Annotated in this window: 12 protein-coding genes; 9 read left to right on the forward strand and 3 right to left on the reverse strand. The window is 36.2% G+C overall.

Annotated features, from left to right (window positions below):
* Positions 1-29: 29 nt before the first annotated feature.
* On the reverse strand, positions 30-1,058 hold the full coding sequence (locus tag IGM13_RS03975; RefSeq protein WP_002383354.1) for a YeiH family protein: 1,029 nt from the start codon (positions 1,056-1,058) through the stop codon (positions 30-32).
* Between the two features lie 112 nt (positions 1,059-1,170).
* Here IGM13_RS03975 and IGM13_RS03980 point away from each other — a divergent pair, with 112 nt between their 5' ends.
* The 9 genes from IGM13_RS03980 to IGM13_RS04020 all read left to right on the forward strand — a co-directional run bounded on the left by IGM13_RS03980 (position 1,171) and on the right by IGM13_RS04020 (position 10,200).
* On the forward strand, positions 1,171-2,001 hold the full coding sequence (locus IGM13_RS03980) for a LysR family transcriptional regulator (RefSeq protein WP_002358839.1): 831 nt from the start codon (positions 1,171-1,173) through the stop codon (positions 1,999-2,001).
* Positions 2,002-2,065: 64 nt separating this feature from the next.
* A complete protein-coding gene (locus IGM13_RS03985; RefSeq protein ID WP_002355807.1) occupies positions 2,066-2,938 on the forward strand; it encodes a VOC family protein in 873 nt (290 codons plus the stop codon).
* Between the two features lie 274 nt (positions 2,939-3,212).
* Complete coding sequence (locus IGM13_RS03990; RefSeq protein WP_002355808.1) at positions 3,213-3,437, forward strand: hypothetical protein; 225 nt, start codon at positions 3,213-3,215, stop codon at positions 3,435-3,437.
* An 88-nt stretch (positions 3,438-3,525) separates the two neighbouring features.
* On the forward strand, positions 3,526-4,200 hold the full coding sequence (gene sapR / locus IGM13_RS03995; RefSeq protein WP_002355809.1) for a two-component system response regulator SapR: 675 nt from the start codon (positions 3,526-3,528) through the stop codon (positions 4,198-4,200).
* Positions 4,201-4,213: 13 nt separating this feature from the next.
* Positions 4,214-5,239 carry a two-component system sensor histidine kinase SapS gene (gene sapS, locus IGM13_RS04000; protein ID WP_002358842.1) on the forward strand — a complete coding sequence of 342 codons (1,026 nt, stop codon included), beginning with the start codon at positions 4,214-4,216 and terminating at the stop codon, positions 5,237-5,239.
* Positions 5,240-5,386: 147 nt separating this feature from the next.
* Positions 5,387-6,250: a GRP family sugar transporter gene (locus IGM13_RS04005; RefSeq protein ID WP_002355811.1), complete on the forward strand. Its 864-nt coding sequence runs from the start codon at positions 5,387-5,389 to the stop codon at positions 6,248-6,250.
* Positions 6,251-6,290: 40 nt separating this feature from the next.
* On the forward strand, positions 6,291-7,682 hold the full coding sequence (locus tag IGM13_RS04010) for an amino acid permease (RefSeq protein WP_002383357.1): 1,392 nt from the start codon (positions 6,291-6,293) through the stop codon (positions 7,680-7,682).
* 187 nt (positions 7,683-7,869) lie between these two features.
* The gene (gene metG, locus IGM13_RS04015) at positions 7,870-9,879 is read left to right on the forward strand and encodes a methionine--tRNA ligase (protein WP_002355813.1); all 2,010 of its coding nucleotides are present in this window, start codon (positions 7,870-7,872) and stop codon (positions 9,877-9,879) included.
* Between the two features lie 99 nt (positions 9,880-9,978).
* Complete coding sequence (locus IGM13_RS04020; RefSeq protein WP_002366304.1) at positions 9,979-10,200, forward strand: hypothetical protein; 222 nt, start codon at positions 9,979-9,981, stop codon at positions 10,198-10,200.
* A 57-nt stretch (positions 10,201-10,257) separates the two neighbouring features.
* Here IGM13_RS04020 and IGM13_RS04025 read toward each other — a convergent pair whose 3' ends face one another.
* Positions 10,258-10,863 (reverse strand): hypothetical protein, encoded by a 606-nt coding sequence (locus IGM13_RS04025; protein WP_002419364.1) that lies wholly within the window; start codon positions 10,861-10,863, stop codon positions 10,258-10,260.
* 120 nt (positions 10,864-10,983) lie between these two features.
* The gene (locus IGM13_RS04030) at positions 10,984-13,206 is read right to left on the reverse strand and encodes a HelD family protein (protein WP_002419363.1); all 2,223 of its coding nucleotides are present in this window, start codon (positions 13,204-13,206) and stop codon (positions 10,984-10,986) included.
* Positions 13,207-13,325 lie beyond the last annotated feature (119 nt).

Consider the following 13,325-nt stretch of genomic DNA (forward strand, 5'->3'; position numbering starts at 1 on the left):
CGGAGTTAAACGCTTCTGTCCCGACCTCATTAGAACTGTAACAGTGCCAACAACAAAATGGCTAGGACGACTTGAACAGTTCCTACTGATAAACCATAGATTAAGAAACGTTTACCTTCTTGGAAAAACTTTTTAAAATCGAGTCGTAACCCGATTGCTGCCAAGGCAGTAATTTCAAACCAAGAACTAAAGAAATGAGCAGTCTCACTGATCACAACGGGGAAATGAATCAAACTATTAAAGACACAGGCAATGAAAAAGCCAACTACATACCAAGGTAGGGCACTGCTTTTTTTGGTGACTTCTACCAACTCAGCTTCTGATTCTGCCGTCTTACTTTGCTTGAAACGTCCAAATAAATAGACAACTGCTACGAGTAGGACAATTCGCATAATTTTAAAGAGCATCGCAAGTTGAACTGCGTTCTCATTGACCATATTGGCACTGGCGACAACCTGACCAACTGATTGTAAAGTCCCTCCGATTAGTGCGCTACGAGCTAACAAATTGGTACCATAGAGAATCCCACTTAAAATGGGTAAGGTCAACATTAAAACGGTTCCTAATAAGTTTACTAAAGTAATGATTTGGCCTTTTTCTTCCTCATCTGCTTGAATTGCTGGAGCAATCGAAGCAATAGCAGAAGACCCACAAACAGCATTACCACCAGCCATCAATAAAGACATATTATCAGAAAAAGCCAGTTTTTTACCGATCAAATAGGCAAAAATAATGGTCAGCGACATTTGAATGAGAATAAATGCGACACCTTGTAAGCCAATTTGGGCAATCGTTTGAAAGGTCACGGTGGTTCCCAATAAAACAACAGAAAATTCTAGTAATTTACTTTCGGCTACTTTGGTTCCGCGATTTAAATTGGCACCGCGAACAAAGGTATTTCCCAAAAAGATTCCTAGTAAAATAGCTATCGTTGCGGCGCCTAAGCTAGGTAACCAGATGGCAAAAAACTTGCTAAGGCAGGCGACAAGGAAAGCTGTTAGCAAGCCGGGAAGAATTTGTAATAAAGATTGGATATAATCATTTTCTGAATTTTTCATTGAAAAAATCTCTCTTTCTTGTTCATTACTTCCAGTATAACGAAATTTTTTACATTTGAGAAATAAATAGTTAAAATAATATTTATAATAGAAAGTTATCGAAAGGATACCTATGTTTAAATTATTAAAGACTTTTCAAATTGTGTATGAGCAAATGAACTTTTCCAAAGCAGCTACCTGCCTATATATATCACAACCAGCCGTTTCTAATCAAATCAAACAATTAGAAGAAGAATTAGGCTGTTCATTGTTTTTAAGAAATGGTCGACAAGATGTAGTCCCTACTAGGCAAGCGGAAGTCTTGTATAATCGTTTGCTAAATTTAGCTGATGATTGGCAAGAAACATTAACAGCTCTTCATCAGGCGAGATTACCTAAAGAAACTTGCCGAATTGCTGCGTCTAATACTTTTGCAGTTTATTATTTGCCGCAACTGATGCAGCATTTACAGACACAGTATGCAACGATCAATTTTGTTTTAGAAATGAACAATTCAGAAGAAGTAGTAGAAAAAGTTGAAAAACATCAAGTTGATTTTGGCTTTATCGAAAAACCATTAATTACGAAAGGCGCCTCTCGTGAAGAAATTATTCAGGATCAATTGGTTTTAGCTGGGGACCCTGCCAATCAGAATTGGTTGGTACGTGAAAAGGATTCTGGGGTCTTTCATTATACCCAACAGTATTTAGAAGAAAGTAATCAAAGCCCAACACTCATGACGGTTAAAAATAATGAAATGATTGTTAAAATGTTGGAATTGGGCATGGGGCAATCGTTGCTTTCAAGAAAGGCGATTACTGAAAAAATTCCTTTCCAAACGTTAGGCGAAAAGTATTGGCGTTCCTTTTATTTTTTGACACGGGGACATTTAAAATCCTCCTTGCTTCAAGAAGTAAAACAAGCAATTTATCGATTCTATCAGACGGAAATGAATAAATACTAAAACGTTCTCTTTGTTTATTTATCAATCTTTGACTACACTAAAGAAAACGAAGGAGGGAACCACAATGCCTAAATTTTCACCATGTTTATGGTTTGACACACAAGCGGAAGAAGCTGCTAACTTCTATACAACAATCTTTGAAAAAGGTGCGATTCTAAGTAAAACGAACTACGTTAATGAGGAGCATCAACCTCAAGGAACATCATTAATGACCATTGAATTTACCTTGGCGAACCAAACAATCATTGGTTTAAATGGCGGACCAGAATTTTCCTTTACACCAGCTAGTTCATTTTTTGTTGAATGTAAAACGTTATCACAAACAGAAACGTTGTGGAAAAATTTAACAGCAGACGGACAGATTTTGATGCCTTTTGGGGAATATCCTTTTAGTCCTTTATATGGTTGGGTAGTGGACAAATTTGGTGTCTCTTGGCAAGTGTCTTTTTCAGGAAAAGAACAAACAATTGTACCAACCTTTATGTTTGCTAATGAAAAATATGGCGAAGCAGCCAAAGCTCTATCAGAATGGTTGGCGATTTTCGGTCCAGGCGAAATAATTGAAAAAGTTGAATATGAAGATGGGAACATTGCGCAAGCACTTTTCACATTACAGGAGCAACCGTTTCGAGTAATGGATGCACGAGATAAACATGACTTTGATTTTACCATGGCTTTCTCCATTTATATTGATTGTGAAAATCAGGAGGAAATAGATCGACTATGGCAACAAGTGACTGCTAAAGGGAAAGAATGGCCGTGTGGCTGGATGGAAGATCAATTTGGAGTCAGTTGGCAAACAGGCAATCCTGAACTGAAACGTTATTTATCTGACTCAAATCCAGCTAGAGCAAATGAAGTGACCAAAAAATTGTACCAAATGAAAAAAATAGATTTAAACCAGTTAAAAGAAGTGTATGACAAATATAATCATTAGAAAAACTGAGGTTGTCTGATCCACTACACTTTGGTACGTTGGTATCAATTCCAATACATGGAACATACTAGAGTTGAAGGACTTGTCTTTTAAGGATCAAGACCTTCAACTCTTAAAAAAAGCTCGATTCTTGCGAGTTCCAAAGAGGCTGCTTCTATTTTGTTGTTTATCTTAAGGGTTAGGACTCTGCCGATTTTTTTATAAGATTATGCTATAATTAAGAGTAGTAAATTATTGAAGGAAAAATGAAAAGTCCAAAATAGGAAGTGGTAAAATGATTGAGTTAATTGTGTTGTTAACAGTTTTTACTTATGGAACGAACTTTGTTTTATATCTTATTTTGAAAAATAAAAAGTCCATGCCAATTGTCGAAAAAGCTTCTATTGTATTAGGAATTAATATGTCTGTGTTATTATTAGATGGTATTTTTGCTTTTGTTGGTAAATTCATCATGTTATCAGAATGGGAATTATTAGCGCCTATTTTTGAAATAGTGTAAAAATCATCATAAAGTCCTATATCCAAAAAGAATGAAGTTTGTTAGGATAAGAAAGATGAAAATTTAGAAATAAAAGAGGTGGGATTGCATGGCTAAAATCATGATTGTCGAAGATGAAACAACCATTCGAGAGTTAATTAGCGAGGAATTACAAAAATGGCAATTTGAAACGATTGGAACAACCGATTTTAATGATGTATTGGATGATTTTCAAGAGGAGAATCCTCAATTAGTCTTGATGGATATTAATTTACCTGTGTACGACGGGTACTATTGGTGTCAAAAAATTCGTGAAGTTTCTAAAGTACCAATTATTTTTATTTCGAGTCGTAGTACCAATATGGATATGATTATGGCGATGAACATGGGCGCGGATGATTTTGTTACAAAACCGTTCCAGATAGATGTTTTAATTGCTAAAATCAATGCTTTGTTGCGCCGCTCTTATAACTATTCCGATACAGATAGTGAAGTGCTTTCACATAATGGCATTACTTTAAATGTGGACAATGGACGAATGGAAATCAAAGGCGAAATGATCGATTTAAGTAAAAATGAATACCGATTACTGTATCTTTTAATGAAAAAGCACGGAAAAATTTTAACACGTGAAAAACTATTGCGCGCTTTATGGGACGATGAACGTTTTGTGGATGACAATACGTTGACGGTAAATATCAATCGTTTACGAAAAAAAATTGAGCAAGCAGGGATTGCTGGCTATATTGAAACCAAAGTGGGCGTCGGTTATATGGTGCCCTAGATAGGAGTAGACAATGACCATTCTAAAGTATTTAAAAGATCGCTGGTTATTACTAATTGGTTGGTTATTTTTTCTGTTCTTAACTTGTTTTATTTTATGGTTGGCTCCTAATGTCCGCTTAGATTGGACAGTGGTTGGCTATATCTTTTTACTGCAAAGTGTGTTTTTATCGCTATTTTTAACAATTGATTATTATTTAAAACGTAAGTGGTGGCTTTCGTTGGCAACGGAAAAAGAGCCGCCTTCTTTACAAGAATATTTGAATACAGCAGAAAAAGAAGAAGAGCTACTTGTCCAAACGTATATTAACGGTTTATTGCAAGAGCACCAACAAACCATGCAGCAAGCAATTAACAACCAACAGGACCAAAAAGATTACATTGACTCTTGGGTTCATGAAATCAAAGTCCCCCTAGCGGCTATCACTTTACTGGTACAATCTGTCGAAGATGATATTCCAGAGAAAAAATATTATCTATTGGAAAATGAGTTAGGGAAAATTGATGAATATGTCGAGCAAGTCCTATATTATGCTAGACTGGACAGCTTTTCTCGAGATTATTTACTCCAAGAATATTCTTTAAAAGAAATTGTGCAATCTGTTGTTCGTACGCAGGCAAATTATTTTATCCAAAAAAGATTGCAATTCTCAATTGAAGGAGAAGATGAAGCGGTTTTAACCGACCGAAAATGGGTCATTTTTATTTTCCGCCAATTATTAAGTAATGCAGTCAAGTATACGCCAGAAGGCGGCACAATTACGGTTCTAATTTCCAAAAATAAACAAGGTATTTATTTATCTTTAAAAGATTCTGGGATTGGCATTCCGATGCAAGATCAACGACGCATTTTTGATAAAGGATTTACTGGAGAAAACGGGCGGAAAAGTGAACAGCATTCGACTGGTCTTGGCCTGTATTTGGCCCATAGCTTAGCGAAAAAGTTAGGTCATGATTTAACAGTCGAATCGACAGAAGGGCAAGGTACGACGATGACATTGTTTTTCCCTTCCCTCAGTTATTATAATGAAGTGAAATAAAAAGTAGGTCTATCAGCAAATTAAAGAGGTGATAGGCCTTTTTTTATTTATTAAAACTTTCTTGCTAACTTCTCTTACTCTTCTTAGTTGTTTAGAAAACGTTTTTATTGTTAGAATGAAATGAAATAAATTTGTTAGGAGAATATTATGAGTTTACTTATCGCTTTAGTGCCCATGATTGCGTGGGGCAGTATTGGTTTAGTCAGCGGTAAAATTGGTGGAAGCGCCAATCAACAAACGTTAGGTATGACAATCGGCGCATTACTATTTTCAATTGTTGTCTTTTTTGTTATCCAGCCTACGTTGACGACAGCCACATTAATTGTTGGATTTATATCTGGTTTATTCTGGAGTTTGGGACAGAATCAACAATTTCATAGCATGAAATATATGGGCGTTTCAGTTGGCTTACCAATTTCAACTGGGATGCAGTTAGTTGTTAATACCGTTGCAGGGGCTGTTTTTTTCCATGAATGGACAAAAACAAAAGACTTTGTTGTAGGCTTTATCGCTTTAGCCTTTTTAGTTTTTGGGGTGTATTTAACAGCTCGACAAGATGATGACAGTCAACCGAAAACCTCAAACAGTATGTTAGATTTTAATAAAGGGATTCGGGCCTTGATTTTCTCAACAGTTGGGTATGGTGTCTATACCATCATTATTAATGCCACTGGTTTGGATCCGTGGGGAATTATTTTGCCACAAAGTATTGGTATGTTAGTGGGGGCTAGTTTCTTTGCCTTCAAAAAAGTCAAAGTTGATCGTTTTGTTTGGATGAATATGACGACGGGTCTGCTTTGGGGCTTAGGAAATATTTGTATGTTATTAACCATGCGTGAAATTGGCTTAGCTATTAGCTTCTCTTTATCACAAATGGGGATTATTATTTCGACTCTTGGGGGCATCTTCCTTTTAGGCGAAAGAAAATCAAAAAAAGAAATGTTTTATGTTATTTTTGGTTGCATTTTTGTTATTCTAGGTGGTATTCTTTTAGGGTATATGAAAGCGTAAATAGTTTATTTACGCTTATTTTTTTTACGGGGGTAAACACATGTCTATTTTCAGAAAAAAAGAAATCACTGTGCCTGTCAATGACAGTGGTGGGATGAAAAAAAATCTTAAGACGATGGACTTAATTTTTCTAGGAATTGGGGCTGTAGTAGGAACAGGGATTTTTGTTGTGACAGGTGTCGCAGCGGAACGCTATGCAGGTCCAGGGCTCGTCTTATCATTTCTGGTAGCAGCAGCCGCGATTATTTTATCTGGTTTATGCTATGCAGAATTTGCATCACGTATTCCGGTCATTGGTGGGCCGTATGCCTACATGTATGTGGTCTTTGGAGAAATTGTGGCTTGGATGACTGGTTGGATGATTATTTGTGAGTTTTTCTTGGCGGTTTCATCCGTTGCTTCAGGTTGGTCAGGCTATGTCCATGGCTTTTTGGATAGCTTAGGTTTTTCTTTGCCGCAAGCGTTAAGTGGCGCTTATAATCCAACAAATGGTACATATATTGATTTGATTGCCATGTTGGTCGTTGTAGCCGTAACTTTTTGGGTATCTTTAGAAGCGAAAACAGCGTTACGTTTAAATAACTTAATGGTTTTCGTGAAGTTTGGGATTATTTTATTATTTGTTCTCGTTGGGATCTTTTATGTGAAACCAACGAACTGGCAACCATTTATTCCTTATGGTTTTTCAGGCGTTTTCAGTGGTGCTGCCTTAGTTTTCTTTGCCTTTCTAGGGTTTGATGCGGTTAGCATGGCCGCGGAGGAAGTGAAGAATCCGAAAAAAGATATTCCAAAAGGGATTATTGGTTCCATTATTATTTCAACATTGTTATATATTGTTGTTACGTTAGTTTTAACTGGGATTGTTCCATTTACGGATTTAGGGGTCAAGGATCCGGTGGCTTTTGCGATGCGCTTCATTAATCATGGCGCAATTGCGACAATCATTTCAGTTGGTGCTATTTTAACCTTATTAACAGTGACGATTGCGATGATGTACAGTTTAGCCCGTGTGATTTATGCGATTAGTAAAGATGGATTATTGCCGAAGTTTATGAGCAAAATCGATGAGAAGCGGCACACACCTAAGAATGCAACCTATGTAGCTGGATTTTTAGCAATGGTTTTTGCTGGTGTTGTTCCAATGGAGATGTTGGCTGAACTTACAAATATCGTGACACTCTTTTATCTGATGTTTCTCGCTTTAGGAATTATCAAATTACGAACAATGAAAGGAGAACCGCAAGCAGGTGAATTTAAAGTACCACTTGTGCCGGTTCTACCATTAATTTCAATCGTGGTTTGCGCGGCTTTGATGTTCCAATTGTCTTTAGCTACTTGGCAAGTATTTGGCATAGCCGTAGTGATTGGTTTGGCTATTTATTTCTTTTATGGACGACACCATAGTATCGTTCGTTTCGAGACAAAAGAATAAAAGTGAACGAAAAAAGAGAGGAATACTTGTCAAATAGACAGGTGTTTCTCTCTTTTCTTTCTGGCATTTTCTTCATTTTCAAGAGAAAACCGACAAGAAATATAGTTTAATAATGTCTAATTATGGTATACTGTTTAGGAGTAAATCCTGAGGGTTTAGGAAAATGACTAAAGGAGGTTTTTTCTGTATGTCACAGAAAGAAACATTTTATATTACCACCCCAATTTATTACCCAAGTGGGAAGTTACATATTGGGAATTCATATACAACAATCGCCTGCGATGCAATGGCCCGTTACAAGCGTTTAATGGGTTTTGATGTATTTTATTTAACAGGTGTGGATGAACATGGCCAAAAAATTGAAAAAAAAGCTGCTGAGTTGAATGTGACACCAAAAGAGTACGTTGATAAAATGGCAGCAGATGTTCAAAAATTATGGAAAACATTAGATATCAGCTATGATAAATTTATTCGGACAACGGATGATTATCACATGGCAGCCGTGCAACAAATTTTTGATCGTTTAGTAGAACAAGGAGATATCTACCTTGGAGAATATGAAGGTTGGTATTCAGTTTCTGATGAAGAATTTTTCACTGAAACACAATTAGCTGAAGTATATCGTGACGATGAAGGCAATGTCATTGGTGGGAAAGCACCAAGTGGTCACGAAGTCGAATTAGTTAAAGAAGAATCCTATTTCTTCCGCATGAGTAAATATGCGGATCGCTTGGTACAATATTACGAAGAACATCCAGAATTTATTCAACCAGAATCTCGTAAAAATGAGATGCTAAATAACTTCATTAAACCAGGATTAGAAGATTTAGCCGTTTCAAGAACGACTTTCTCTTGGGGAATTCCATTGAAAAATGATCCAAAACATGTGGTTTACGTATGGATTGATGCGTTATCAAACTATATTACAGCACTAGGTTATGGCTCAGAAGATGATTCATTATTCCAAAAATATTGGCCTGCGAACGTGCAAATGGTTGGGAAAGAAATCGTGCGTTTCCATACTATTTATTGGCCAATTATGTTAATGGCCTTGGATTTACCATTACCGAAAAAAGTCTTTGGACATGGTTGGTTATTGATGAAAGACGGAAAAATGTCTAAATCTAAAGGAAATGTTGTTTACCCTGAAATGTTAGTAGAACGCTACGGTCTAGATGCGTTACGTTACTATTTATTACGAGCAATTCCATTTGGTAGTGATGGCGTCTTTACGCCAGAAGATTTCGTTTCTCGCTTAAATTATGATTTAGCTAATGACTTAGGAAACTTGTTGAATCGAACAATTGCGATGATTAATAAATATTGTGATGGCAAAGTACCAGCCTATGCTTCAAAAGTTACCCCATTTGATAGTGAACTATCGACAACTGCGGCGAATGTTATTGGAAAATATCATGAAGCAATGGAAAAAATGGAATTTAATACGGCCATTGCAGAAATCTGGACGCTAGTTTCTCGTGCAAATAAATATATTGATGAAACAGCGCCTTGGGTATTGGCTAAAGAAGAAGAGAAACGCAACGAATTAGAAAGTGTCATGATCCATTTAGCGGAAAGCTTACGAATTGTGGCAATCTTATTGCAACCAGTCATGACAGAAACACCAGGGAAAATTTTCGAACAATTGGGCTTAGATCCAGAAACAATGAACATGGAAAATATTCATTTTGGTGAGTTCCCAACAGACGTAACAGTAACAAGTAAAGGAACACCTATTTTCCCACGTTTAGAAATTGAAACAGAAGTAACGTATATTCAAAAGAAAATGTCCCAAAGCGAAAGTGCTACAGAAGAGGATATTAAATGGAATCCAGAAGAAACAACGTTAGTTTCAACGAAAGAAAAACAAATTAAGTACGATGATTTCGATAAAGTGGAATTAAAAGTTGCCGAAGTTATTGACTGCAAAAAAGTCAAAGGAGCAGATAAATTATTGCAATTCCGTTTAGATGCTGGAGATGAAAACCATCGTCAAATTCTTTCAGGTATTGCTGAATTTTATCCAGATCCAGCTGCGCTAATTGGCAAAAAAGTAGTTATTGTGGCTAACTTAAAACCAAGAAAAATGCGTGGTCAAATTAGCCAAGGAATGATTCTTTCAGCTGAATCACCAGAAGGGAAACTTCAAATTGTTGAAGCACCAAAAGAAATGCCAAATGGTGCAGGAATCGCATAAAAGCATAAGTAGTAAAGATAAAAGGTGAATTGTAACCTTTTATCTTTACTACTTTTTTTGTATACTAGAAGAAAAGTGATTTGATGTGGGGGAAGTTTGATGGCTTATCATACTTATGAATTTTTAAAAAGACGTAAAAATGATCCAAAATGGAGAAAGGCCTATACATCTGCTAGGAATAAACGTATTATTGGTGCTTTAGTTACGATAAATATAATTATTTGGGGCTTTGTTTTGTGGAAAAAAATAGAAAGTGGCGATATAGAAGTAAATAATATTATCGACGTCCTAAAATCAAAAATCAACGAATTTTTAAATTAAAAGAATCGAAGAAAAGCCTAGAAAAATCATTTGCGATTTTTCCTAGGCTTTTCTATTTTAGAGTTTCACTTTTTTAGGTATTCGTTTTTTACCAAAACGGCCTTTCGTTAGGCGACTTGGTAAAATGATCAGTAAGAGTGAAAAAGGGACACTAATAATTTGCCACGTGAGTAAACGACCTAAGCTATTATTTTTATAGAGCCACTCTAATATAAAATGCAGTCCTAAAATACTTAACAAAGCCAAGCCTGTCAGGAAATAAGGCGTTGATACCCAGTCGGTCGTTTTCAAGAGACTAAAACCTAAAGGAATTAGATAAAAGTAAGCACTTGTTAAAGTAATACGCCAACTTTTCATAACGGTGCCTAAATTAATTATAAAAAAAAGTAAAGATAGGACTAAAGCAAAAGGTGGAAACAAAGCCACTAACGCCGAATAGATGGTTCCCCAGACGAGCATTAAGGGACCTTTAACAATAGCGGCAATAAGTGTAAACAAGCCAATTAGGAGTAACTGCTGTGTCAGTGAGCCAAAAGTTAGTAAGCCAAATAAAATAAGCAGTAGCCAGTGCCAAATGGTTTGGTTTTGTTGTTTTCGCTCAATAGTTACATTTTTTTGGATAGAGGTTTTTAAAAAATTTTCTAAATCAGGTGATTGTTGCACCTTATCACGCTCCTCTCAACTTAAGAGACAACAAACGAGTAGGTCTGCTAATTAAAAAGCAGTGCCTACTCGTCTATTATAAGTGGTTTTTCTAAAAATAAAATCCGCCTTAAGTCTCAGTTACTGGGATGCCAAGTAAGGTGTAAACCATTCAGAAAGTGTGCCGGTATAAGGTAAAACGACCCGTTTCATTCCACGAGAAATAGCAGTATACAGGATTTTTTTATCTCGTTTATTGTCGGAATAACGATTAACATTTGGGTTATGAAGAATTACATTATCAAATTCTAGACCTTTTGCCATATCAATTGATAAAACTTGCAGTGACGGATGCTCTTCCAATGAAAGAGAAGCACTGAGTTCTTTTGTTAATTGTTCTTTTTCTGCAAAAGTTTTAGTAATGATGGCGGTGCTTTCTTTCGGATCAAAAGTTGCAATGGAAGTGACGATTGCTTTAAGATAGTCAGACGCAGAGTCACAAGGAATAAATGTCGGCTTTTCTCCATCATGCCGGATGGGCACAATGGTTAATTGCTCTGGTTGAGTGCCTAATGTTTGGAAGAGTCGTGTAATTTCTTTACTTGAACGGTAACTGTTTAATAATTGATACGTTCCAACAGAACGGCTGGTTTCGTTAACCAATAGATCATGGGCTTCAGAAAATTCAATGGCTGTATTAAAAATGGCTTGATTTTCATCACCAGCTAAAGTAAAACTAGCTTTAGGGAAAAGTGTCAGCAGTAATAATAATTGGGCTTCTGTATAATCTTGGACTTCATCGACTAGGATAAAAGCCATTTGCTGGTTGGCGAGGTTTTCAATAAATGCATGTTTCACCAAAATAAGGGCCACAATTTCATCGGCTGTGAAAACAGCTGTCTCTTTTTGATACGATTTTCCAGTGAATAAAGAATAAAACGTTTCAAAAAAGGCCCATTGATCTAGCCAAGCATCATTTTTAATAGCGGCAGTAATAGAGCGATATTTTTTCTTCAAACGTTTTAAAGCAAAATCAGCCAGATGTTTTTCATTATCTTCGGTAATCACTGTGCCAAAATAACGAACTTGTTCAGCTTCTGTTAAATCTTGGAATTGATCCAACATTTTTTTAGAATGGGCTTGTTTTAATAAGTACCGTGTCCAAAGACTGGTTAATTTTTCTTTTGTGGCTGAAATTCGTTGGCGAATACTCAAGTCAGCTGGTGTTTCTTGATAAAGTTTAAAAATTGTTTCTGAAGTAAATAAGGTCTGCTTTTTAAAAGTTAAAGGACGGAAAAAATGTGGCTGCACAACTGCTTTTTCAGGATTGCTTAAAAGAAACGTTGCAAATTCTTTTGAACGAATAACGTGCTCTTGCTCCGTTACCTCAGAGCGAGTAATGCGTTCGAAATAGTCCGTTTCTTCTTCCATTGGCCATGCTTCTTTGGTAGTGAAGCGCAAAAATTGTAAAAGAGTCAAATTCAAGGGATTTCGTTCGCCTAAATTCGGTAAAACTTGAGAAATATAATCAATAAATGTTGAATTTGGTGAAAGTAATAAAATATTATCCGCTGTAATTTCTGCTCGATGTTGATAAAGTAAATAAGCAATCCGTTGCATAATCGCAGACGTTTTCCCACTACCAGCAATCCCGTTGACTAGTAGGAGTGGCTGCGTTTCGTCACGAATTATTTGATTTTGTTCTTGTTGAATGGTTGTCGTAATGTCCTTCATGTAAGGAGAAGCATCTTCTTCTAAAGAATGCAATAACACATCATCTTGAATCGCAATGGTTATGTCAAAATAGTTGATTAATTGATCTTTTTCAATAATTAACTGTCTTTTCAAATCAAGTTGTACAGGAATGGTTTGTTGATGTGCCATGTAGGCTGTTTTCCCTAAAACATTGTCATAAAATAACGAAGCAATCGGTGAGCGCCAATCGTGAATGCGCGTTTCTTCTTCTAAAGAAGTAAAATCGTTTACGCCAATATAAAAATTTTCTGGCTCTTCAGGGCTGTCTTCAAAAGTCACGCCAATTTTGCCAAAATAAGGAACTTGTAATAGGCGTTTCACTTTGTCTAAATTTTTAGCCGTTGCTTCATTTTTTAAGTTCCATTGATCAATTTCACGGTTCTTCATTTCCAACATGGCAAACGTTTCTAGATTATCGGCATAACTATCAAAATTCAGCTTAGAATCGCGACCAAATTCTTCTAGCATATGTTTGCCATCTTTCATTGTGTTCGCCAATTGCTCTTCGTAAACTTTTTTAGCCGCTTGCAGCTCATGATAAACCGTTGTTAAATGCTGTTGTTCATAAATTTTTTCATCGGTCATGGAGATTCCTCCTTTTAATAACATGACTGAATAGTATACGTTACTTTTAACATAAATGCAAGCGCTGTTTATGAGGAAATGGCGAATCTTGTCGCCTAGTCATTCAGATTTTTCAAGAAATATGATAAAGTAGAGAGGAGATA

Source organism: Enterococcus sp. DIV0561 (genome assembly GCF_050539875.1).
GTDB classification, from domain to species: Bacteria; Bacillota; Bacilli; order Lactobacillales; family Enterococcaceae; genus Enterococcus; species Enterococcus faecalis.